The sequence below is a fragment of the Sphingobacterium psychroaquaticum genome (assembly GCF_900177625.1).
GTDB classification, from domain to species: Bacteria; Bacteroidota; Bacteroidia; order Sphingobacteriales; family Sphingobacteriaceae; genus Sphingobacterium; species Sphingobacterium psychroaquaticum.
Genome location: NZ_FXAU01000004.1, coordinates 265,201 through 285,208, shown reverse-complemented (window position 1 = coordinate 285,208; position 20,008 = coordinate 265,201). Strand labels below are relative to the sequence as shown.

Sequence of the window (20,008 nt, the reverse complement as noted above, 5' to 3'; positions counted from 1 at the left end):
AAGCAATAAACTATAAGTAACATGAACTTACCAAAGAATTTTAAACAGGACGTCAGCACAGCTCTACTAGCCGTGCGGCCAAATTATAGTGGCAGTGATGCTGCGTTTGCCAAGCAATGGGGTATTAATGGCTCTGTGTTCTCACGCATCCGCAAAGGAGAAACAGAAGGAATCCTCCGTGATGCGCAATGGCTGACTATTGGACGCCAATTGAATATCAGCATGAATCAGCGCGAGTGGAAAGCGGCAAAAACGGAGGTGTTCACCATAATTGAGGAGGATATTGATTTCTGTCAGACACACGGAAAATCAAAGATGTTTGTCGATGATTGTGGTATAGGTAAAACCTTTACCGCTAAGTATCTAGCCCGCACCCGGAAGAACTGCTTTTATATTGACGCAAGTCAATGTAAAACGAGACATCTCTTTACACGTGCTTTAGCAAAAGCGATCGGTGTGGATGCCGCAGGAAAACTGGCCGAGGTAAAGGAAGATATAAAATACTACCTAAAGACATTACCCCAACCTATCATAATCATTGATGAGGCAGGCGATTTGGATCGCCCGGCATTCCTTGATCTTAAAGAGTATTGGAACGCGACCGAAAATGCCTGCGCTTGGTACATGATGGGTGCGGAAGGTTTTCGTGAATTTATCCGCAGAGGCATGAAGTCAAAGAAAGTCGGTTTCCGGGAGATATTCTCCCGTTTTTCTGAACGTTACACCTCGGTTGTACCTACAGACTTGCAGGAGAAACAGAGCTTCTACAAACAGTTGATAACGGACGTTTTGAAAGTTAATGCTCCTGATAACAGCCAGCTCAATGAAATTATTCGGAAGTGCCTGACCAAAGATGAGGATAACCGGATCGGGGGATTGAGACGTGCTGAATCACTTTTAATCCTACATAGCTAATGGAGAAAATTAGACTGTTAAACTCCAAGAATGCCTATGCAAAGAAGTTCAAGACACTGACAGGTCTAGAGAGCCACTTTGCAGATGTATTGGGTGAGCCGGAAGCGTACGGTATATGGATTGTTTACGGAAAGGAAAAGCACGGAAAGACCCTCTGCTCACTGATGTTGGCCAATGCTTTGAGTAACCTCACAAAGGTCGTGTATATCTCCGCGGAGGAAGGTATATCGCAACACTTCCAGGACACTATGAGCAGGCTGAACATTGATGCGAACAATCCCAGGCTGTTCTTTAGTGAATACATAAGCATCGATGAACTAAGGGTGATACTCGGGCGTAGAAATGCTCCAAAGGTTGTGTTTGTGGACAATGTTACCGCGATGATCCATGAACTGCGCCAAGATGCTGCCAGGAAGTTATCACAAGACTTTCCGAATGTACTCTTCGTATATGTTGCCCATCAGGAGAAGAATGAGCCATATACGGCCATTGCAAAGAAAATTAAGATTTGGGCGAAAGCAATTTTCCGTGTAGAAGGGTTGCGGGTGATGGTTTCCGGTCGGGTTCCGGGAGGTGAATACAACTTACATGAAGCCAAGGCCTGGTTGTACCACGGTCAAAATTAAAACTTAATCAATATGAGAACAACATTATCAAAACCAACCCATATCGAAGCTGTCCGCGATATGGCTTACAACCAAATGTTACAGATATGTGACCTGTTGGGATGGACGGAGGAATATTATAGCGAGCATCAGTTGAAGGAGTACGAACTATTCTTGGAACGTCGATTTCATGGTCTGCCAAAGGAGATATTAAACAAGGTTCGTTACTCCCCTGTAATGGCAGGGCTGTGGAAGAATGAATGGATCTCTCGCAACAATTCTGATTTTATCCCATTTGCTACGGAAATGTGTACAGAAAGTATGCATGTGAATGAGTTGGGGCACCTGGTTCATTATGTTCCTTCAGACACAGATTACGCGACTGTATACGATGAGTATTGCTGGCTACATAACAGCAAGAGGCTTTTGAACGATGCTGATTTTATGGCACAAGTGAACTACGCTATTAACCTTATTTCCAAATAATGAAGACAATAACGATCTATCTTTTCATTGCCATAGTATTGACAATGATCAGCTGTGAAAAAGAGGTCGAAGTAAAACCGATCGACCGATCAAAAATAAAGAAATGTATGGGCTGCAAGCCTAGAGTGGAACTAGAAACAAGTTATCAACAAACAATAAACAAATAAAATGACTGAAATAACCAAAATGACAGCTGCGGAGCGCAAGGCGCTTATGGCAGACTTAGCAAAGCAGGAAAAGGCAGAAAAAGCACAGCGCGCTGATGATATTGATGCCTATAAAAAGTTAGTTGACGAACTGGTGATGAAGCAAGCTCCGGAACTGGCTGACTTCGGAACGATGCAAAACATCAAGGTCGAAGAGACTTTTAAAGCTTTTGGCCAAGCATTGGAGATCAAGAAGGAACTCTTTGGCTACAACGATACGCAGGCAAGCCATACCTTCTCTTCACGTGACGGGATGGGCTCCATTGTGATTGGCTATAACGAGATTATTGGATTTGATGGCACGGAGAACGCCGGAGTGATCAAGATCCGGGAGTACATGACTTCATTAGCGGCCGATGATCCAAAGCGTAAGATCTTAATTCGATTCCTGGAGACGTTTATGAAGCCAAATAAGAAAGGAGAATTAAATCCGACACGTATTGTGGAGCTTGTAGGCCTTAAACAGGAAGCCGATGACGAAGGTTTTTCCGAAGGTGTCGACATTATTGTCAATGCGCAGTTCAAAACCCGCACGACTACCTATGTTAAAGGTTGGTTCAAGCGTCAAGATGGCGAAGGTAAGGAGCTAAAGATGGAATTCACTATTTCAACCAAGTAGTATGATTGAGGGATTAATTATTTTTTTCTGTGCAATCGCACTGGCTATACTCAGTGATATCCTATCGAAAGTAAAGGACAAGAATCAAGAGTTGAAAAACAAGAACGATGAATTCCGCGTATTTTCTTCACCCCTAGAACCACAACCTTGGCAAACAGGCGAATTTAAGATAGAAGATGGTGTTCTCTATGTAGAATGGGCTCGTTTCGATGGTGGTGATGGCTTTAATGATGTTAGCCTGGTAAAGAGATGGCGAAAAGCTTCGCCCAAAGAGGAAGAAGAATACAAGAGACTTTATGGCGGAACTGGATGACATTAAGCTTTTCTTTTCCGTAGCGGAGAAAAAAGCATTCCTTGAGAGATATGGATACATGATTGAGCGTATCCATATCGAAAAAGAAGTCAGTCTATATCAGAACGTGTATACGATGATACAGAGCGCTCAGGACGTAGCGGTAAAGGATGGACAGCACTACGATATACACGAGCTTTTCCTAAAGATTTTAAAAAGCAAACTATTAGAACTATGAGAATCGGATTCATCAATTATTGGAAGCGTGACCGCTTTGTGTTCATGCCGGTTGTGGCGATCGCTTTTAGCCCTCACAAGGTCGAGTTAATGATCCTAGGTATCGGTTTAAGAATTTGGAAATAGTGGCTCGTAACTACGCACAATTTTTCGCTATCTGCAAGGCGGTCGGGCGAGACAAAGAAGATGTCGTGTTAGAGTTCACTGGTGGCCGCACCGATAGCCTATCAAAGTTAGATGATGGAGAATGGAAGGAACTAATGCTACAGGTGCGGAAATGGCAGCCGACAAAGCGCCCTTCAGATATTCCCGAGGGAGACTCGCAACGAAAGAAGTTGATCGCTTTAGCTGGAAAGATGCATTGGGGCGCAAATACATTGGAGATTATTGGTCGCCTCAATGTGTGGTGTCAAAATCAATATCAACAGGAGCTTAACCAGCTGGACGTAGCAAAACTCAACAAGGCTGTTTGGGTAATGGAAAACAAGATTTATAAAGAATATTTAAAAAAGATTTAAAAAAATGGATTTCAAACAAATCAACACATTCGAGAAAGCACTCGAATTCAAAGGCGAAACATTGGAGCAGTTCAATGAACGTACAAAAGGAATGGATGTCGATATGAAGGGGCTAGAGAAAATACATGTCATCGTATTCGCGCTGAATGGAGGTAAACATGTCAAAGAAGGATATTACCCTTGGTTTTACAATCCTAACCGTTCGTCGGTCTCGTTTTCGTTCAACGTCTTCAACTACGACTCCGACCACGCGTTTGTCTGTGCCCGCCAACTTTTGGAAACACGAGAACTGGCAAGGTATGCAGGTGACACCTTCCCGCTGGAGTATAGTCAATACATTAATAATACAAATGATTAATCATGGAAAATCTAACAATCAGTAAAGAAAATGCGGTTAAGGCTTTTGATCAAGCCAACACTAAGGGTAAAGACCTTCTAAAAAACCTATTTGGTGAAAAGGTGTTTGTCAAAAATATCATGGATGTCGTAATTGACCTCCCCTCTGCCTTAAAATACAATGGTAAAACACAAGAACAATTTAACTGGGAAACCGAGAGGGATACCCCGGCACAAAAAGCAGAAAAGGCCTTAGAAGAAATTGCTTTGGCACTACGCGAGGGTAAGCCACTAAGAATGGATCAACGCTGGTACTATCCATACTTTGAACGCAATACTGGTTCGTCGGTCTCGTTTTCGTACTACGACTACTACTACGACTACGTCCTCGCGAATGTCGGTGCCCGCCGATCTGTGGATACCGCTGAAAAAGCAGTTTACATGGGTAAGAAGTTTATTGAGTATTATAACCTTAGCCTAGCTCCGGAAGCAGCGAAGTAAAAATCTTAAGGTTGTGTGCTGTACTGGTTCGTCGGTCTCGTTTTCGTACAACGACTACAACTACGACAACGACAACGCGAATGTCAGTGCCCACAATGCTAATAAAATCTAACAGCGCAGACCTTACCCATAACGGTAAAAAACAAAAGATAATCCTTTCAGGGCGTTGGTACTCCGATTGGTTCGGACGAAGGCGACCTCTTAAGCAAAGGCGCACATCATGAAAAGAGCAACCAATTTATACGAACAAGTATGCAGCATCGATAATCTTCTCCTTGCGGACTCCATAGCAAGGAGAGGAAAGTCGAAACAATCCAGCATAATTGAATTTGATAAAAATTTCGATCAAAACATTGCAGATATTTATAGACAGCTGGTCACCCATACCTATTGCACTTCCCCATATATCCATCGAACAATATTCGAACGAAAAGAAAGGGTCATATCCGTTCTCCCATATCGTGACCGGATTGTCCACCACGCCATAATGAATGTTTTGGAGCCCTTATTTGTAGCCGTATTCACACGCGACACATACAGTTGTATTAAGGGGCGTGGAGTTCATCTAGCCAGCGCTGTGTTGCGTGGCTACCTTAAGGATGTGAAACATACCAGTTATTGTTTAAAAGTAGACATTAAGAAGTTCTATCCCAGTGTAGATAATACGATTCTGAAAAGCTTACTGCGCAAGAAGATAAAAGACAAAGAGATGCTAGGGCTCCTAGATGGTATTATTGATAGTGCCCAGGGCTTACCAATAGGTAACTACCTTAGCCAGTATCTATCCAACTTTTACCTCACCTATTTTGATCACTGGGTCAAAGAGGTACTTGGTCTGCGTTACTATATCAGGTACGCTGATGACATCCTTGTATTACATAGCGACAAGAAGTACCTACGAGAGCTACATGGTACACTGACAACATATCTTAAAAGTCAATTAAGACTGGACTTAAAACCCAATCGTGGAGTCTTTCCCGTCAGTTTGGGTATAGACTTTTGTGGATATGTTCACTACCATACGCACACTATGTTACGTAAGTCCATCAAACAGGCGTTTGCACGGGCAGTAAAAGCAAAAAAGTCCAAAGCCAGTATCGCAAGCTACATGGGCTGGGCAAAACATTGTAATTCAAAAAATCTAATCAAAAAACTTACAAATGAGAAATTTTAGTGACTTCAATATCAAGGTAGACAACTTTACGGGTAAAAAGATAGAGATTGATGAGGTTGTCGGTAATATGATAGAGGTGCTTGATTATAAACTTGAGCCTTCCAAATTCAAGGATAAAGGGAATGGCATGAGACTTACCTTGAGTATAAGGTTTGAAGAAAAAGAAAGAGTGATTTTTACTGGATCCGTGATTCTACAAGAACAGTGCGAAAAGGTTAGGGATATCGATGGATTTCCATTTGCTGCCACAATAACCGCACTTAAACCAAGGGGCTACAAATTTATATAACTAATAACAGTGATAATCTGCATTATCATTAAAATCAATGAAAGAAATGACAGAAAAGGAATTATTAAGATGTGCATACGGTTCAGATTTTGACCTAGTCCACAACTTTATTGATGAACATAACGGCTGGTGTAAAGATAAGCCATATAATAAGATAGATTGCCCCCGACCAAATCGTTCGGATATCGACGAAGAGTGGATCAGGGAAGATGACGGGGAGCGGATGGTGGATGTTTATAGGTGGCGGCCACAAGCACTCAGAGGTTTTGAAGACAACAACGGATGGAACTGCATACATGATCATCCAGTCCCTGATGATGTGCCAAATGACAGGCTGTTGTTATACTTCGATAACGGCTCCAAAAAGAAATTTAGTGAGACATTAGGAATGTTTGAGTATGTAACACACTGGCGAATAATTGAAGACTTCCCGCCTCCTTTGTATAGGGATCATTTCACGGAAATGATGTTTAAGGAATTATAATCGAAGAAAGCTATGACACTAAAAGAAGAAATTAAATGGCTTGACTCTTTCATTAAAAGACAGCTAAAGCAAGGCGATGATGTTACCTTCCTTCGGTCTATACTAACTCGTTTAAAAGGCTTAGAAAGGAAAGAATTACCAAGCCCCTATCACAATTTGGCAATGGGCTTTTATTATAATTGGTTACGAGGGTTTAACCTTCCAGAGATTAGGAACCCAAGCCAGGGCAAGGCGATGAAATCGATCCTTGTACAGTTAAAGGATGCAAGTAATCAAAAAACAGAAGAATCTGCATTTGAAAGCTTTAAAGTAATATTGACGCACTGGGGGCGGTTGAATGTTTCGTTACAGAGGAACAAATCGCTAGCAGCTATTAACAAGAACTTACTGGAGATAATTGATAAGATAAAGAATGGAGCATCAAAACAACAAAGTAACCGTATGGAAGCCGACGCATTTCATGATCGCATTACGCGAAAAACCTACGGAAACACTAGCAAAGATAGCTAAGTATACACCTTGGCAGGTCGAACGTAAGTTTGAGGCATACCTTCGTGCCAGTGAAGAGCTTGATAGTTTACAGTCATCTGAACGATACTTTGAAAAGGAGTATCCAGGGAATGATAGAGATAAACATCTTGCTGAAATCCGAAAAATGATCGGCCAGATGGAAAGTATAATTGCTGGACTCTCATGCCCCCGAACTATCGGCCGATTATGTCGTGAAAATATGGAGATGACAATTGATTTTATCAGTCTACTCGTAAATGATCTTCGTCGGTACTTAATCCTTGATAGGATGATAACGGATTCCGGGATACAGGTGTTAAGTAATTTAATCGTCTCTACCTATCCAGCTTTGACATTGGAGGAAATAGCGGTATGCTTTGCTCAAGCGAAAAAAGGTTTTTATGGGGAAGATTATCAGCGTTTGGATGGTAGCACCGTAATGAAATGGTTACGTCTTTATATCGAAGATAAACATGAGCGCCTTGCGAATAAGCATTACTCCAACGAAGTACAATATAAGGCTGGTAAAGAAATGGGGAGGTCGGAACGAGGAGAATCTCTTAAAGTCTTTTTAGACAAAGCTACTGGGGCTGTACTTCTCATGCAAGCTAATAGTGAGAAAAAGTAATATCTTTGGATGTTAATTATAAATTTATGAAAACTTTTTTTTTATCTCTGTTTAGTGCAATATTGCTGTCAGGATGTACAAATAGTGGGCAGATCACTAAGAAAGATGATTTCAATGCAGAACCATTTATCCTGGATAAAATCAACACTTTCGAAAGAAATAATCCTGATTTAGGTAAGAATGAAATTCTTACGAAGAAACTCAATCCCGTTTTGTTAGATAGTATTTCTCTTTGGATGAAAGATAGCCTTGCTCTTAACAGAACCAGGTTTGTAATATCTGAGCTTTCTGAGGTGCAAGATGGTAATGAATTGGTCAGTATTGCGCGGGGTGATTTAAGCTTAGATTATTCCAACAACAATAACAAACTTAATTTAAAGGCTTTACTTATTCTAGACCCAAAACATGTGACTCTTATACAGTCTGGGAAAAAGTATTTCGTTAATGGTAATGTTAGAAAAGTTTTGCTCGAACCTTCGGACTATACGCAAACTGCGTTGGGTGGAGAATATAACCTAGGTTCTTATCTTGTCAAGTTGGATTCTGTCTGGTATTAGAATAAACAAATCAATAAAAAAGCCTGTGCACGAAAGTACACAGGCTTTTTTATTGATTTAAATTTTGTATTTTTGTTTTATACGAAATTTAATTTTGAAATCAAGTTTTTAATGGCCTATAATCGAAACAATTATTCTAAACGAGTGCAATATATCCGCGAGGTATATAGTAAGGCCAAGGAACGTGATGTTCCCGACACCCGTATCCTAAGACATGTGTTTCCTTCCCATGGCATTTACATATCATATCGACAATGGATGAACATAAAGGGACTAAAGCCTAGTGAGTATGGAGCTAGTCAATTAGTGCTGTTTCGCTAAAAAGCCTTATCGAAAAATCGGTAAGGCTTTTTTGTTAACCAATTATTTTCGTTCTATAAGTCTGTGTGATGACCTTTATCGTGTCTACACGATTCGGATCGCGCAAATTAACTCTATCCATCGGCGATCGAATTATCGCGTTATCAATATGGCCTTGGAGAGTCTCGTGCAGTTGGCTAGCGATGTCATAAACCTGTAGCGACTTACTCAATGGTTCTTCTTCGGTAATACTGTCGGTATCATCCATAAAATCAAATGCCAATGTTGCCGTAATAAGCACATTGCATTGCTGTTGCTTTCGGCTAATTTTGCTCGTGCTCGGGTATTCAATTTTAAGTAGCACAGCTGGAAAGTCTATCGATGGTCGACTATCGTACTGGTTGAGTTGCCCTTTATCGAGATCCACCCAATTGATTGTTGGTATTGCCATTATTTTGGCACGAAGGTATAAGAACAGTTCTTTCATTTCTATGTGTTTAAATGCCCTTTAAAGCGTTTTGAAATTCTTCTTTAATTATTTGTTGTAGATGCTCCTTAAGTTTGGGGTGCGCACCAAAAAAGCGACGTCTCGGCATACTGTATGTATATGCTTTAAAGGAAAAACCCTGACCTCTTGTTATGCCACGGCTGAAAAGACCTTTCTTCTTTCCCTTGGTGTGTCGATTGCGTATGAATGTTTCCGAACGGGCATTTCTACTTATTTCTTCCCCGTTATTATGCACCGATGCATAGGGAACGTCAGAACCTACGGTCACAAGTCCAGGCTGTGAACGTATAACCCGTGGACTACGTTGCAGCGCTCCTGTCTTGACCAGTAATTTTCGTGTGTTCTTTTTGTCTTTGCGTGCTGGCCACTTATCCCCAAAAAAGGATTCGTCCCTAAAGTTGTCCAGGGCAGAGTTGAGTACTTCGGTTCCGATTATATCCGGCAATCGTTGTTGTGCCTGCTCAATCTTTTGCTGAAAGGCATGGAAGAATTGTTCGATATTTTGTTGATTACTCATTTGTTCGTATATTTGTGATACGGAGATCGTCAGTAATGGGGGTCACCGTGCCGAAAGCAGATAGATATCCTCTATCTGCTTTTACTTTTTACGGTCGAACCTATACTCCATATCTCCCTGTTTAAACACAATTGTAAGCAGGTCTCTGTAATCTTTGAATTTATCTCGTGCAACTTTTGCTAACTCAAAATCGAGCACCATGTCTACTGGTATATTAATAACAACCCTATTCGCCTGATTGGCTCCTGCCTCGATGGCTCCCTTGATTGCCCTGCGTGAATGCGTCTTTATCCCTTCTTCCTCCCACAACAACTTATCGATCCGTAGGTCTGCTGACTTCCCATGCCTTGCATCAGGAAAGATGATCTCCCGTTGAGCAGCATGTCCCTGTGGGTCTAGGGTTGGCATAATATCAACTATTATTTTTTTGGATCTCGCTTGCTGGGTCGCATAATCCAATACCCGGCTGTAATCACTTGCCTCTGCATCCGTCATGAAGTGCTGTCGTACAATCCCCTTGAGTCTGTCCGTTACATCCAGTATGTCAAACTGCATGGCATAGGGAAAGAATTGTCTTGCCTCTTTTATTATCTCAGCTGGAACCCCTTCAAAATAAGCGTGATCTTCGGGGAAAGCCAAACCGCGTTCACCAAGGTTCACCTTGAAAATATCGGGTATTGACGGTTTCAGAATCTTATCATCCGGGGTGATCTCTCCTTTTCTGTGCTGCTTTACCGTGCTGCGACAATTGTAATGGTTAGGCGGATAAAACTGCATCCAAAAAGAATCGTCTACGGGTCGGATAACACCATCAAGCGATCGGCATAAAGCTGTTGTGTGCTCATCTTCCACGGCGATAAACTCCAGTAGTGGATAAGCTTCCTTCATACGCTGGATCTCTTCCCATTTACTGGCCATCTGCGCCCCTGCAACTGCCGTTTGATATTCTGTCTTCAGATGTCGTAGCTGTTCCCCCGTAATAATAGTGGTCTGTATCCGGAACTCTTCAAATGTGCGCATGGTACCGTCGGGCTTGACCAGGGCATCGGACATTTGACGCAACTGTGCATAGGTCTTAGCTGTAGAGAATTGCCATACATTTTTTTTCAAAGAATGTATTTTCCTTTGGTCTTCTGTGGTGAAGTCCTCTGATATGGTATAGCCTTTATCGATCGCGTCGCTCAGTTCCTCACCATAAGCCTGCACCAGTACTGGATCAAAGCCTTTTTCCAGTGCTTTCTTTTTCCATAACTGGCGCACCAACTTTTCAAGGTATTTCCCAAAGTCACTTTCACCAACAGTTGTTAAATCGATATGATCGTGCGCCTGGTCACAGCAATAATAGTTATTTACAGAATTGAGGGCTAGCCCTCCTAAATCATTCTTTTGATCTAGGGGGCTTAGTCGAAAAAATTAGAAGGTAGTGAAGCTTTTAGTTTTTCCTCACGTTCCAACAGAGCGTTTTTTTTCGAATCTGACTTTAAGACATCTTCTTTTTCCTTGTCAAATACAGGAACTCCAAATTTTTCCTCGATCCATTCATTGGGCACATTTTTATGTACCATTAGCTTAGTTGCAAATTCGAATAGTTTATTGATATCCTCCGCTTCACTGTATTGCATGTACGAGCCTTCTTTAACGATGCCATGTCGTGCCAATGCTGGTAATACCTTTGTGTTGATCTCCTGTTCGATAAATCGCTGGTCTGCCAATACTTTTTGCCACAGAACCTCCTGCGCAGCCTCATCCTTCGATCGGTTTCCATTTACCGTGTCCTGACCATATACCGCCCCTGAAATGAGTAAGGATATTTCATTGTTACAAAGGTTTATGAAGTTTCTGTACACATCCCCATTTGTCGATACGCCCTGAGCAAATTCCAGTTCCTCTTCCTTATCTATTATAAACCAAGCTGCGGCACCCATATCACCCATCATCTGTTCGGCTCGCGCCATCATTCATGGGTCATTTGTCAAGGTTTTCATGTACCGGGGTGGTATACCGTAGATCTCACAGAGTTCCGACCAGCAAGATTGCGCAAATCTCTTCATTAGGACATGTGGTACGATCTTGTTAAGTAAACCAAATTCTTGCTCATGCATAACCAGGTTGTCAAATTCAAGTATGAAGGTGCCATATTCGCGTAATTCCCGGTACTTTATTGAATTGGATTGCTCCAGGTAGTCAGGTAAGAATATCCCCATCTGCGGTACTATATTCGTCCGTGGTAGTTCATTGGTCTGTAATCCACCCTTTTCATCGATGTATAGTTCGGCCATGGAATACCCAAAGAAACGGCTATCGATTATAGCATCTACAATCTTGCGAAATGCAGGACTGTTGGCCAAGTTCTTTGTCGCTTGCTCGTCTTCTTTATCATCCGATGTTTTGATGACAAATTCCGAGGAGAAGGTCTGGTCTTTCCGGTTCTCTATCTGTGAGGTAAGCAGGGCATCGATCTTTACATTGTTGTACAATTGTTGGAGTACCCAGTTGGCTGGTTGTTCAATATTCTGGAACATAGCCAACGCCCGTCTCCAGGATTGTATATCTTGACGCGTTTGGCTTACGCTTTTGAGCTTCCAAGGAAGGGCAGATCTAAATGAGGGCTTTGCTTTGCCAATTCTACTGTTTGTTGCCATATCGGTAGTTAAAATTCATGATTAAACTTGGGGCGTGAACCTGTGCTAAAAGGTTTCGCAGCATTAATAGGGTTCCCGTGTTCATCCAAAGGCTCTTCAAGGATGGGGAGCGTTGGGTCGTTGGCATCACCGGACGCCAAATCCTTTAGGTATTCCACCGCTGCTTCATATCGATCGCGGATCACCTCATAGTGTATGCCCGCATTGCATCTTAATATAAGGTGCCACAACGCTACTACTTTGGTCAGCTCTAGGATCAGAGGGTTACGCGTGCTGCCCTCCGCCTTAAAAATTGCCGCTACATCGTATTTCAATCGTCCATCCATCCAGGCTTTTTTATGGTTGGGAGCAATACGACTTGTAACCTCCGTGATTCCGGCATTGATAGCTATTTCGACGATAGTATCGTCATGGTCGGAAATATGCGTCACTTTATTTTCGCGTATTACCGATTTTAGTTCGTTCTTAGATAGGAATGCCATGTTATCTGTGTTTTTGCTTTATCTTGAATGAACGGTGTATTTTGTTGGTTTTCGGTTTCCTGCTATTACCATTGCCATATCGTTGGCCATATTCTTTTGGGGTAAGGCCGAACACACCACCGTAATGTTCCGTCAAAACAGGTATTCCTCCGAACACATTTGTTATTTGGTGTCGTTTTAACGGTTTGGTTTCGTTAATGACCTGTCTTTCTACAACTATGTCAATTTTCGATTTGACAACTTGCGGGGCTAAGGCGGAAACCAACCCTGCGCCTATAAGTATTGTTTTAAATAGTTTTTTCATCGTATTTGAGATTGATTAATATTTGTGTGATGATCGTTTACCTGATGCGTGCCTGTTATTTGAGCGTACTACTTTACGGTTCTGGATGATCCATGTGCCGCCCTCATTACAATCCGGGCCATCCATGATCTTGCAATCCGGAGAGACGCTCAGCATCTGCGATTCCATCGTGTCCATATCCTCGGTTCCCTTCAGTTTTTCGTCGAAAAGAAGATTCCCCGCCTCATCAATGGGTTGTAGAGTTCCATCCACCCTTTCAAATTTTTCAGGTTTGTTTCTAGTGTCTTTCCGAACAGGAATCTGATCGATACAGTCCTCCTCTGCTTTAAGTTTTATTTGTGGGCTGATGACCTGTTCATAATGTGGATCTTGGAGTGAGTTGTTCTCTATCCATATATTGACGGTATCAACACCCTGTCTTTTACAGAAAGCATAAGAATCGTAGAGCCAATTGACAAACGTCTTATTGCCTACCTGTTGCAAACGGATCCAATAGGTGAAGTATTGATGATTCTTGTAACCAATAACCTGCACAGATTTATATGATCTTTGTGCGGAAGCTTTCCCTTTCTGTTTATCCTTGTTGGAGGTTGAAGGGTCGGCATATACCACCACCATCTCGCATGTGCGCAAGAGAGGGGCTTTGGCATACTTTACCGAAGTAAAGGTCGTGCCTTCAATGATCGGATCATTGAAATACTCTCTTTGTCTGGCAGTATGTCCAATGGTTTTAAGAACCCTATCGATCATTTCTTCCGTATTCTTGCTCGGCCATGTACTTTTACCCTGGCTATCGCGAATGTTAACGATTTCATGGCGATCGGCCTTCTTGGCCATCTCGGTTATGCAGCAATACTTTGCGATGATGTTTCCACATGCAATCAATAGTAATGGCTTAGAGATCGATCTTGTCGGGATAAGGGCAGACTCGATCCACTCGAATCGGTCTTTAATGATGTCCTTATTTCTGCAATCTTGATCGGTATCTATATCATCAATCAAAATGATGTCAGGTCTAACAGCATCGTTACGTGTTCCGCGGGGTGATTGACCAGCACCAAGGGCGCGAAATGATGCGCCCTTCTTTGTCTTGAACTCATGGGCTTCCCAATTGCCTATGGATTGCTGCTTTCCGTAGTCGTTAATGATTCGATTATTCGATTCGAGATTGACCTTGTATGGAAGTAGCAAACGGGTAGCATTATCCTTTGAATCCGACACCATAAGGAGATTCCTGTTTCTTTTCGTCAGGATCCTTTTCATGGTTTCCATCATTGTACGGGCAGACTTGGCAAGTTCTCGCGCCCACGATCGTACCAGATACAGCTCATCGTTACTCATGACGTACCTAGTAGATTTTGTTTGAAAATCTGCTGGTTTGGATGTGTAGAATGTCGGGAAGTAGTATTCGAACCAGGCTTCGTCATCCTTCTCCAGTCGCTCTATCCTTTTCTTTTTATCAAGCGGTGACTCAGCCAGGTCAATGGGTGTTGCCCTGTTGATGTTTTCGCTAAACTCTTGCCAATCTTCGAGATACTTTTTATCAGTGTAACTAGCCATTACTTGATCATTGTTTGGATAAGCACATCGCAATAGGTTGTTACCTTTTTAGCGAGTTCAAGATCTTCCTGTTGAATAAGATTTATGATTTTCTTCGCGACCTCTACAGTTTCACCTACTCCAGTCTCTGTCTCAAGTTTTTGGATGGCGCCCGTTAGCTTTATGATCACATCCGCTTCTTTACTGGTTGCTACTTTGTTTTCACGCTCTGCAATACTGTTATTGAGGTGTTCCAGTTGATCGTAGAGTAAGGAGATTTGGTTTTGCTTTGTGGTAATGAGCGACCGCTTAAGGTTCTTCCATCCCCCGTCCACGATCCATCGACTAAGTGTCTTTTCCGTAACGCCCACGCGCTCGGCAATGACCTTTTGGTGCATGTTTTCAGAGACGTAGAGAGTCTTAGCAAATTCCTTCGCCTGTGCCTTTGTTAGTGCCATATTATCCTTGTTTATGGCTCAAAATTCAAGCGAAAAACCCCGAAAATGAATTAGTTGTGCAATGCTTGCGTACTTATTTAAATAGCCTTCCCTGACTTGGTTTCTTTGTGTCAACAAATCAGAAACGAGGATAAGTAACATGTCAAAGAGAGTCGTATTAAGTGATCAGTCTATACCAAATTACCGCGGATTCTATGTGGATCATTCCACATTGGACATGTCGCGTTTCGAGCACAACCCGATTTTGCTCTACATGCATATTCGTGGTGAAGTACATGGCAAATGGGAGGATTGGAAATTCGAGGGATCACAGTTGACTGCAACGCCTGATTTCGACACGGCCGATCCTGATTCTAATAAGATCGCAGGAAAATGGGAACGTGGTTACCTTAAGGGAGCTTCCCTATATCTGTATATCACAGATAAAACCGAGTTTATCCAAGACGAGCAAGGCCGTGTTTGGATGAAGCATGCGCAGGTCTGGGAAGCCAGTATCGTGGATATCCCCGGTAACCAAAATAGTTTATCTGTAACGCTATTTGCTGATGGCAAACAGGTGGACGATGAGCAGGTAAAAGCATACATGCTCTCTGCCAGTAAGCATGCAGACCAGGAGCTTATTCCAAAAAACAAAAAAAACAATATGTCAAAAATTATTACGAATTCAGTTGCATTGGCCGCTTTGACTGCCTATGGACTGACAAACGCCGATTCGCCCGAGGAGGTGGAAGGCGCTGTGGTGAAACTATCTACGGCCTTAAAAGCTGAACAGACTGCACATGGTCTAGAAAAAACACAACGTGAATCGTTGGAAAAAAAGCTCAATGAACAGCAGGCTTTACAGCTGAATGCCTTGCTGGATCAAGCTGTGAGCGACGGACAAATTATGGGGGATAAAAGAAGCGATTTTGAAGCGTTGGGTTTTGACGCAGCCAAGAAGCTTATCGATGGTCTGCCTAAAAAAGTGTCCTTAGGTGCTCAGGTTGTCGGTCAGGGTGGTGCTAGTGTTGATCCGAAGAATGTAGAAGAGTTCTTGAAACTTTCGACCGAAGCGCAATTGGCTTTTAAGAACGGTAATCCGACGGCCTACACGGCGCTTTTCGCTTAATGATCCATTAACAGAATAATTAACGTAATACATAAAAAAATGCCTAGAAATTTTCCAGAAGCGTGGCAAAGTCGGGTTCGCGAGTTGTTATCAACAACTCATGTAGCGGACTTCTTGGATGGTATCCCTGAACTCGATGCGCAAATCATGGTCGATCCGGTGACCGATCAAAACACCATCCATATTCCCTTGGAGACCTTCACACCTGACGTGTTGATCAACAACACAACTTATCCGATCGAAGTGCAGGATCACGACGATGGAACCAAGACGGTAAATTTGGACAAGTATCAAACGAAAGCGACTCGAATCTCCGAGGATCAGGCGCTCGGTGCTTCGTATGACAAGATTGATTCGGCTTCTCGTGGACATGTGAAAGCGATCAATCGTGATAAATACAAAAAAGCTATCCACGCCCTGGCTCCGGCAGCCCATAGCACGAGCACCCCAGTAATCGCGTTAGCGCCGAACTATACTGCGGAAGATGTGTATAAGAAGATTGTGGCTTTAAAGGGAGCGTTCGATAAAATGGAAGTTCCAGCGGAAGGCCGCCGATTGAACCTGGCTCCCGATCACGCGAACGCGTTACTTACTTCTGAGAAGTATTCAGCGGCTTTGTATGCGGACAAGCAATCGGGTAAGATAAGCGGTATTTTAGCCGGCTTTAAGGTATATGGATATGTGGGAGGACCGTACTTCACTACAGCCGGAACAAAGGTCGCTTTCAAAGCCGTGCCCGGAGCTACAGATAAGGTTGCATCCGTTGCCTTTTATGAAGACAATGTGGGTAAGAAAACAGGTATCCTAAAGCAGTATTATGATGCACCGACAACGACCAACCAAGCGAACTTGTTGAACTATAGACACTACTTTATTGTATTGCCTATCAAACAAGAGGCAATTGGTGCTATCTACGAAAGTGCTTAGGTAAGGAGAGGAAATGGATCACATCGATAGATTGTTGAAGACATTTGAATTTGAAGGCTGGTCGGGTTTGACCAGCTCTCTATTCCCCTCTTTAAAGTACTCGCTCACACCTTTGGCTATATCAACAAGTGCTATCTCGGTGATAACCTACAAGATATTCGGGCTTGACGTATTGGCTACCATAGCCTTTGTTGTCGTGATGGTTGCTGAAGTTTTTTCCGGCATACTAGCCTCCAAGGTGCAAAAGATTGATTCCAGTTCATTAAAAATGAGCCGGTTCTCGCTTAAGATGGCTTGTTATCTAATAATGCTTTTTGTGAGTAATGCCTTTGCGGAGAGCTTTGATGGGAAAGGGTCAAGTGTTGGCTACTGGTTTTTCGACTGGCTACATTTATTTCTTGCTATCCACATCGCAACCGAGAATATTATTTCTATTGGGGAAAACCTGGGTGTGATCAGTGGTAAAGGTAAGACCTATTGGATTGCCCAAATACAGGATAAGGTTAACGATTTATTTAAATCATCAAAATCCGATTAGCATGCAACTAACAAAAAATTTTACGCGTGAAGAGTTCGACTGTAAGGATGGTACGCAGGTGCCTGTTCAGTTCCTGGACAATGTCAGAACTCTAGCGATCAATCTTCAAGTGCTCCGTGATCATATCGGTGAACCTGTTTTGATAACCGGTAGTGGTTATCGTACACCTGCGCATAATAAGGCTGTAGGCGGCGCTCCATTATCGCAGCACCTGACAGCCTCAGGAGGAGACATCAATGCCAAAAACTATACTCCGAAGAAGCTGGCGGCAGTTATCGAAAAGCTGATAGCGGAGGGTAAGATGAAACAAGGTGGTATTGGTGTTTATCCCGGCTTTGTGCACTACGATATTCGCGGAACAAAAGCTCGTTGGTAGTGAAAAATATAGGTTTGATAATGCTGTTTATGTGTTTTGTGCTCTCAGGGTGTAAGAGTCGTAAAAGTCACGTAGAGAAAAGTACAATGGAAATCGTACAGACCGATCGCGAAGTAAACAACTTAGAGGTACAGACTACTGCCCTTTGGGCGCAATACACATCTCTTACTGTAGACAGCGCCTGGATGAATGCAGTCCGCCTGAAGAACTTCACGGGAACAATTTACAGAGATGGCAAAGTGGAAGGTTCGGCGGATCAAGCGGAGCTGCACCGATCCGGTTCAAAAAAAGAACAGTCGGATCAAATAACACAACAAAAGGATTCTACCGCCATCAAAATAGATACCGATCAAGAATCTAGCAATATTGAAAAACAACGGAAGACCGTCGCCGATAAAGAGACGAAGGGTATACAAGTCCCTTGGTGGTTGTGGCTCCTAGGAGCGGGAGGTCTAGTTCTTCTTATTATCACGATCTACAACCGGATTAAATCAAAGTTAAAATCTTTTTAAAACACATTTATATGTCAAATGAAAATACACTTGAGCAAAAGTTGAAGTACGCTTTCAGCTCGCACCCCTCGGTCAATGAACTGCACGTTACATCGGATGATTTGATGTTCCTTAATGCCTCGGATGCCAAGAACCATGCCGTAAGCCTTGATGATAAAGAGGTAACCATCGCCAAACGCTCCGATTATGTCACTGCGGCAAAACTACCAGTAGATGATAATCAACTCGATTTGGAGCGCGAGGCACTTATTAGCAAACATACCGAGTTGTTCGGAAAACCACCTGCGAAAACCGCAGGTATCGAGAAGCTAAAGGTAAAAATCGAGACGGAGGAAAAGAGACTTCTTGAGGTCGCTGCCCAGGAGACAGAAGCTAAAAAGAACGATATTCCTGTAGATAAAAAGCCTGGTTCTGACGAAGAGGAGTAAAACTATCTTTAAAACATTTTAAAAAAAAGTTATGGCAAAATATCAGTATGGCTGTCAAAAGGCCGAAATAGGAACATTTAATCCTAGCACAGGTGCAGTTTCCGCCTGGAAAGAGATCGACATCTACCAGGATACGATCACCCTTGAGCAGCCGGAAGCAAGCCGAACCGATCACTTTAAGCAGGGCGATCCTGCGCCAAAGGTATCCCGTTTTGCACGTGTGGTAAAAACAGTTGCATTCTCCATCATGGATATGAGTGCGGAAAGCAAAGCTGAATGGTTGGGTGGTACGGTTACTACAGTAGACCAAAAAGATACCTGGAACGCGCCCAAAACACAGGTAAATTCAACCGTCAAGGCCTTGCGTTTTACCCTTGAGGATGGCTCGGTTATGACGATCCCACATACCGATTGTGCGGGTAGACTTGCAACGAACCTGAACGATACAGATATCGGTCTTATACCGGTTGTGGCCACGATAAAATCGACAGGTGTGGAAGCTGTTGCGGAAATGGCTTGGACAGATCAATAGTAAACTATGGACGCAAACAGAACGGAATTGCATGCGACCGAAACACTATTACAAAGGGGCGTAAGGGTTAAAGCCCGCGCCCCTTTGTGGTTACGGTTGCTTGGTAAGAAAACGATAACACTTACACTTCGTGCGCCTACGGGCGGCGCTTTTCTGCGTATGGGCGAATGGTTCCTAAGGTGTCAGCTATCAGTGGATCAGCTTCAGGAGATAAGTGTACAGGATGCCCTGTTGTTTCAGGTTCGCTATTCGCGCTGTATCTATCGGGCGCTGGCCTGTCTCTTCCTTGTCGATAGGCGACTTACAAAACTGTTTCTAAGGCCTTATGCAAACTACCTGCGAGAGGCCATTACACCAAAAGAAGCCCTGGCTCTCTTACAGCTATCCATACTACAGGGAGGAAGTGAGGATTTTATGATTATTACCAGATTTCTACGAGCCAAGATGATAACGGCTCCAAAAAAGATGGGGCACTAGACC

31 protein-coding genes and 1 pseudogene are annotated in these 20,008 nt (G+C 42.9%); 23 read left to right on the top strand and 9 right to left on the bottom strand.

All coding sequences use genetic code 11. The annotated features are described in order from the left end of the window. The first annotated feature begins 21 nt into the window (after positions 1–21). The 9 genes from B9Y69_RS12390 to B9Y69_RS12350 all read left to right on the top strand — a co-directional run bounded on the left by B9Y69_RS12390 (position 22) and on the right by B9Y69_RS12350 (position 4,715). Positions 22–915 carry an AAA family ATPase gene (locus tag B9Y69_RS12390; protein ID WP_085473282.1) on the top strand — a complete coding sequence of 298 codons (894 nt, stop codon included), beginning with the start codon at positions 22–24 and terminating at the stop codon, positions 913–915. Next, the gene (locus B9Y69_RS12385) at positions 915–1,541 is read left to right on the top strand and encodes a RecA family protein (RefSeq protein ID WP_085473281.1); all 627 of its coding nucleotides are present in this window, start codon (positions 915–917) and stop codon (positions 1,539–1,541) included. The genes B9Y69_RS12390 and B9Y69_RS12385 overlap by 1 nt, the downstream gene beginning before the upstream one ends. 12 nt (positions 1,542–1,553) lie before the next feature. Then, complete coding sequence (locus tag B9Y69_RS12380) at positions 1,554–2,006, top strand: hypothetical protein (RefSeq protein ID WP_085473280.1); 453 nt, start codon at positions 1,554–1,556, stop codon at positions 2,004–2,006. A 168-nt stretch (positions 2,007–2,174) separates the two neighbouring features. Then, on the top strand, positions 2,175–2,831 hold the full coding sequence (locus B9Y69_RS12375; RefSeq protein WP_085473279.1) for a hypothetical protein: 657 nt from the start codon (positions 2,175–2,177) through the stop codon (positions 2,829–2,831). Position 2,832: 1 nt separating this feature from the next. Further along, the gene (locus B9Y69_RS12370) at positions 2,833–3,144 is read left to right on the top strand and encodes a hypothetical protein (protein WP_085473278.1); all 312 of its coding nucleotides are present in this window, start codon (positions 2,833–2,835) and stop codon (positions 3,142–3,144) included. Then, positions 3,128–3,361 carry a hypothetical protein gene (locus tag B9Y69_RS12365; RefSeq protein ID WP_085473277.1) on the top strand — a complete coding sequence of 78 codons (234 nt, stop codon included), beginning with the start codon at positions 3,128–3,130 and terminating at the stop codon, positions 3,359–3,361. The genes B9Y69_RS12370 and B9Y69_RS12365 overlap by 17 nt, the downstream gene beginning before the upstream one ends. A 124-nt stretch (positions 3,362–3,485) precedes the next feature. Beyond that, complete coding sequence (locus tag B9Y69_RS12360) at positions 3,486–3,878, top strand: hypothetical protein (protein WP_085473276.1); 393 nt, start codon at positions 3,486–3,488, stop codon at positions 3,876–3,878. Between the two features lie 4 nt (positions 3,879–3,882). Further along, entirely contained in the window at positions 3,883–4,236 is a 354-nt protein-coding gene (locus B9Y69_RS12355; protein ID WP_085473275.1) for a hypothetical protein, read from the top strand. A 2-nt stretch (positions 4,237–4,238) separates the two neighbouring features. Beyond that, a complete protein-coding gene (locus B9Y69_RS12350; RefSeq protein WP_085473274.1) occupies positions 4,239–4,715 on the top strand; it encodes a hypothetical protein in 477 nt (158 codons plus the stop codon). 238 nt (positions 4,716–4,953) lie between these two features. Here the strand turns inward: B9Y69_RS12350 and B9Y69_RS19340 are convergent, their stop codons facing one another. Continuing rightward, positions 4,954–5,193: a hypothetical protein gene (locus B9Y69_RS19340; protein ID WP_234991227.1), complete on the bottom strand. Its 240-nt coding sequence runs from the start codon at positions 5,191–5,193 to the stop codon at positions 4,954–4,956. A gap of 9 nt (positions 5,194–5,202) precedes the next feature. On the opposite strand from B9Y69_RS19340, the gene B9Y69_RS12345 reads away from it, so the two are divergent. Genes B9Y69_RS12345 through B9Y69_RS12320 form a run of 6 tightly spaced genes read left to right on the top strand, consistent with a single transcriptional unit; the run spans position 5,203 to position 8,357 of the window. Then, positions 5,203–5,889, top strand: a complete 687-nt coding sequence (locus B9Y69_RS12345; RefSeq protein WP_234991225.1) for an RNA-directed DNA polymerase — start codon at positions 5,203–5,205, stop codon at positions 5,887–5,889. Beyond that, positions 5,876–6,178: a hypothetical protein gene (locus tag B9Y69_RS12340; protein WP_085473272.1), complete on the top strand. Its 303-nt coding sequence runs from the start codon at positions 5,876–5,878 to the stop codon at positions 6,176–6,178. Before B9Y69_RS12345 ends, B9Y69_RS12340 begins: the two co-directional genes overlap by 14 nt. Positions 6,179–6,215: 37 nt before the next feature. Further along, positions 6,216–6,662 (top strand): hypothetical protein, encoded by a 447-nt coding sequence (locus B9Y69_RS12335; RefSeq protein ID WP_085473271.1) that lies wholly within the window; start codon positions 6,216–6,218, stop codon positions 6,660–6,662. A gap of 12 nt (positions 6,663–6,674) precedes the next feature. Then, a complete protein-coding gene (locus B9Y69_RS12330; RefSeq protein ID WP_085473270.1) occupies positions 6,675–7,172 on the top strand; it encodes a hypothetical protein in 498 nt (165 codons plus the stop codon). Further along, complete coding sequence (locus tag B9Y69_RS12325; RefSeq protein ID WP_159451843.1) at positions 7,075–7,800, top strand: hypothetical protein; 726 nt, start codon at positions 7,075–7,077, stop codon at positions 7,798–7,800. The genes B9Y69_RS12330 and B9Y69_RS12325 overlap by 98 nt, the downstream gene beginning before the upstream one ends. Positions 7,801–7,826: 26 nt before the next feature. Beyond that, positions 7,827–8,357, top strand: coding sequence for a hypothetical protein (locus B9Y69_RS12320; RefSeq protein ID WP_085473268.1), 531 nt, complete (start codon positions 7,827–7,829; stop codon positions 8,355–8,357). A gap of 355 nt (positions 8,358–8,712) precedes the next feature. On the opposite strand, the gene B9Y69_RS12310 is transcribed toward B9Y69_RS12320, so the two are convergent. From B9Y69_RS12310 to B9Y69_RS12270, 8 genes and pseudogenes are all read right to left on the bottom strand, one after another. Further along, positions 8,713–9,144 (bottom strand): hypothetical protein, encoded by a 432-nt coding sequence (locus tag B9Y69_RS12310; protein WP_085473266.1) that lies wholly within the window; start codon positions 9,142–9,144, stop codon positions 8,713–8,715. Between the two features lie 10 nt (positions 9,145–9,154). Further along, positions 9,155–9,682: a phage virion morphogenesis family protein gene (locus B9Y69_RS12305; protein ID WP_085473265.1), complete on the bottom strand. Its 528-nt coding sequence runs from the start codon at positions 9,680–9,682 to the stop codon at positions 9,155–9,157. A gap of 81 nt (positions 9,683–9,763) precedes the next feature. Further along, positions 9,764–10,942, bottom strand: coding sequence for a minor capsid protein (locus B9Y69_RS12300; RefSeq protein ID WP_085473264.1), 1,179 nt, complete (start codon positions 10,940–10,942; stop codon positions 9,764–9,766). A gap of 140 nt (positions 10,943–11,082) precedes the next feature. Next, positions 11,083–12,204: pseudogene (locus B9Y69_RS19460) on the bottom strand (phage portal protein family protein). A 128-nt stretch (positions 12,205–12,332) separates the two neighbouring features. Beyond that, complete coding sequence (locus B9Y69_RS12285) at positions 12,333–12,806, bottom strand: hypothetical protein (RefSeq protein WP_085473261.1); 474 nt, start codon at positions 12,804–12,806, stop codon at positions 12,333–12,335. A 1-nt stretch (position 12,807) separates the two neighbouring features. Continuing rightward, on the bottom strand, positions 12,808–13,110 hold the full coding sequence (locus B9Y69_RS12280) for a hypothetical protein (RefSeq protein ID WP_085473260.1): 303 nt from the start codon (positions 13,108–13,110) through the stop codon (positions 12,808–12,810). A gap of 15 nt (positions 13,111–13,125) precedes the next feature. Beyond that, complete coding sequence (locus B9Y69_RS12275) at positions 13,126–14,670, bottom strand: hypothetical protein (protein WP_085473259.1); 1,545 nt, start codon at positions 14,668–14,670, stop codon at positions 13,126–13,128. Further along, positions 14,670–15,107 carry a helix-turn-helix domain-containing protein gene (locus tag B9Y69_RS12270; RefSeq protein ID WP_085473258.1) on the bottom strand — a complete coding sequence of 146 codons (438 nt, stop codon included), beginning with the start codon at positions 15,105–15,107 and terminating at the stop codon, positions 14,670–14,672. The genes B9Y69_RS12275 and B9Y69_RS12270 overlap by 1 nt, the downstream gene beginning before the upstream one ends. A gap of 139 nt (positions 15,108–15,246) precedes the next feature. Between B9Y69_RS12270 and B9Y69_RS12265 the strand changes: the two genes are divergently transcribed. The 8 genes from B9Y69_RS12265 to B9Y69_RS12230 all read left to right on the top strand — a co-directional run bounded on the left by B9Y69_RS12265 (position 15,247) and on the right by B9Y69_RS12230 (position 20,005). Beyond that, positions 15,247–16,215, top strand: coding sequence for a hypothetical protein (locus tag B9Y69_RS12265; RefSeq protein ID WP_085473257.1), 969 nt, complete (start codon positions 15,247–15,249; stop codon positions 16,213–16,215). A 39-nt stretch (positions 16,216–16,254) separates the two neighbouring features. Next, on the top strand, positions 16,255–17,142 hold the full coding sequence (locus tag B9Y69_RS12260; protein ID WP_085473256.1) for a phage major capsid protein: 888 nt from the start codon (positions 16,255–16,257) through the stop codon (positions 17,140–17,142). A gap of 13 nt (positions 17,143–17,155) precedes the next feature. After that, on the top strand, positions 17,156–17,680 hold the full coding sequence (locus tag B9Y69_RS12255) for a phage holin family protein (protein WP_085473255.1): 525 nt from the start codon (positions 17,156–17,158) through the stop codon (positions 17,678–17,680). 1 nt (position 17,681) lies between these two features. Further along, positions 17,682–18,056 (top strand): YcbK family protein, encoded by a 375-nt coding sequence (locus B9Y69_RS12250; RefSeq protein ID WP_085473254.1) that lies wholly within the window; start codon positions 17,682–17,684, stop codon positions 18,054–18,056. Between the two features lie 86 nt (positions 18,057–18,142). After that, the gene (locus tag B9Y69_RS12245; RefSeq protein WP_144036566.1) at positions 18,143–18,568 is read left to right on the top strand and encodes a hypothetical protein; all 426 of its coding nucleotides are present in this window, start codon (positions 18,143–18,145) and stop codon (positions 18,566–18,568) included. 41 nt (positions 18,569–18,609) lie between these two features. Next, positions 18,610–18,996, top strand: a complete 387-nt coding sequence (locus B9Y69_RS12240) for a hypothetical protein (RefSeq protein ID WP_144036565.1) — start codon at positions 18,610–18,612, stop codon at positions 18,994–18,996. A 31-nt stretch (positions 18,997–19,027) separates the two neighbouring features. Beyond that, positions 19,028–19,528: a hypothetical protein gene (locus tag B9Y69_RS12235; RefSeq protein ID WP_085473251.1), complete on the top strand. Its 501-nt coding sequence runs from the start codon at positions 19,028–19,030 to the stop codon at positions 19,526–19,528. A gap of 6 nt (positions 19,529–19,534) precedes the next feature. Further along, on the top strand, positions 19,535–20,005 hold the full coding sequence (locus B9Y69_RS12230) for a hypothetical protein (RefSeq protein WP_085473250.1): 471 nt from the start codon (positions 19,535–19,537) through the stop codon (positions 20,003–20,005). Positions 20,006–20,008 lie beyond the last annotated feature (3 nt).

What these genes read in the sequence shown, in the direction of transcription:
- B9Y69_RS12390 (WP_085473282.1), top strand. Translation starts at nt 22, where the DNA reads ATGAACTTACCAAAGAATTTTAAACAGGACGTCAGCACAGCTCTACTA.
- B9Y69_RS12385 (WP_085473281.1), top strand. Translation starts at nt 915, where the DNA reads ATGGAGAAAATTAGACTGTTAAACTCCAAGAATGCCTATGCAAAGAAG.
- B9Y69_RS12380 (WP_085473280.1), top strand. Translation starts at nt 1,554, where the DNA reads ATGAGAACAACATTATCAAAACCAACCCATATCGAAGCTGTCCGCGAT.
- B9Y69_RS12375 (WP_085473279.1), top strand. Translation starts at nt 2,175, where the DNA reads ATGACTGAAATAACCAAAATGACAGCTGCGGAGCGCAAGGCGCTTATG.
- B9Y69_RS12370 (WP_085473278.1), top strand. Translation starts at nt 2,833, where the DNA reads ATGATTGAGGGATTAATTATTTTTTTCTGTGCAATCGCACTGGCTATA.
- B9Y69_RS12365 (WP_085473277.1), top strand. Translation starts at nt 3,128, where the DNA reads ATGGCGGAACTGGATGACATTAAGCTTTTCTTTTCCGTAGCGGAGAAA.
- B9Y69_RS12355 (WP_085473275.1), top strand. Translation starts at nt 3,883, where the DNA reads ATGGATTTCAAACAAATCAACACATTCGAGAAAGCACTCGAATTCAAA.
- B9Y69_RS12350 (WP_085473274.1), top strand. Translation starts at nt 4,239, where the DNA reads ATGGAAAATCTAACAATCAGTAAAGAAAATGCGGTTAAGGCTTTTGAT.
- B9Y69_RS12345 (WP_234991225.1), top strand. Translation starts at nt 5,203, where the DNA reads ATGAATGTTTTGGAGCCCTTATTTGTAGCCGTATTCACACGCGACACA.
- B9Y69_RS12340 (WP_085473272.1), top strand. Translation starts at nt 5,876, where the DNA reads ATGAGAAATTTTAGTGACTTCAATATCAAGGTAGACAACTTTACGGGT.
- B9Y69_RS12335 (WP_085473271.1), top strand. Translation starts at nt 6,216, where the DNA reads ATGAAAGAAATGACAGAAAAGGAATTATTAAGATGTGCATACGGTTCA.
- B9Y69_RS12330 (WP_085473270.1), top strand. Translation starts at nt 6,675, where the DNA reads ATGACACTAAAAGAAGAAATTAAATGGCTTGACTCTTTCATTAAAAGA.
- B9Y69_RS12325 (WP_159451843.1), top strand. Translation starts at nt 7,075, where the DNA reads ATGGAGCATCAAAACAACAAAGTAACCGTATGGAAGCCGACGCATTTC.
- B9Y69_RS12320 (WP_085473268.1), top strand. Translation starts at nt 7,827, where the DNA reads ATGAAAACTTTTTTTTTATCTCTGTTTAGTGCAATATTGCTGTCAGGA.
- B9Y69_RS12310 (WP_085473266.1), bottom strand. Translation starts at nt 9,144, where the DNA reads ATGAAAGAACTGTTCTTATACCTTCGTGCCAAAATAATGGCAATACCA.
- B9Y69_RS12305 (WP_085473265.1), bottom strand. Translation starts at nt 9,682, where the DNA reads ATGAGTAATCAACAAAATATCGAACAATTCTTCCATGCCTTTCAGCAA.
- B9Y69_RS12285 (WP_085473261.1), bottom strand. Translation starts at nt 12,806, where the DNA reads ATGGCATTCCTATCTAAGAACGAACTAAAATCGGTAATACGCGAAAAT.
- B9Y69_RS12280 (WP_085473260.1), bottom strand. Translation starts at nt 13,110, where the DNA reads ATGAAAAAACTATTTAAAACAATACTTATAGGCGCAGGGTTGGTTTCC.
- B9Y69_RS12275 (WP_085473259.1), bottom strand. Translation starts at nt 14,670, where the DNA reads ATGGCTAGTTACACTGATAAAAAGTATCTCGAAGATTGGCAAGAGTTT.
- B9Y69_RS12270 (WP_085473258.1), bottom strand. Translation starts at nt 15,107, where the DNA reads ATGGCACTAACAAAGGCACAGGCGAAGGAATTTGCTAAGACTCTCTAC.
- B9Y69_RS12265 (WP_085473257.1), top strand. Translation starts at nt 15,247, where the DNA reads ATGTCAAAGAGAGTCGTATTAAGTGATCAGTCTATACCAAATTACCGC.
- B9Y69_RS12260 (WP_085473256.1), top strand. Translation starts at nt 16,255, where the DNA reads ATGCCTAGAAATTTTCCAGAAGCGTGGCAAAGTCGGGTTCGCGAGTTG.
- B9Y69_RS12255 (WP_085473255.1), top strand. Translation starts at nt 17,156, where the DNA reads ATGGATCACATCGATAGATTGTTGAAGACATTTGAATTTGAAGGCTGG.
- B9Y69_RS12250 (WP_085473254.1), top strand. Translation starts at nt 17,682, where the DNA reads ATGCAACTAACAAAAAATTTTACGCGTGAAGAGTTCGACTGTAAGGAT.
- B9Y69_RS12245 (WP_144036566.1), top strand. Translation starts at nt 18,143, where the DNA reads ATGGAAATCGTACAGACCGATCGCGAAGTAAACAACTTAGAGGTACAG.
- B9Y69_RS12235 (WP_085473251.1), top strand. Translation starts at nt 19,028, where the DNA reads ATGGCAAAATATCAGTATGGCTGTCAAAAGGCCGAAATAGGAACATTT.
- B9Y69_RS12230 (WP_085473250.1), top strand. Translation starts at nt 19,535, where the DNA reads ATGGACGCAAACAGAACGGAATTGCATGCGACCGAAACACTATTACAA.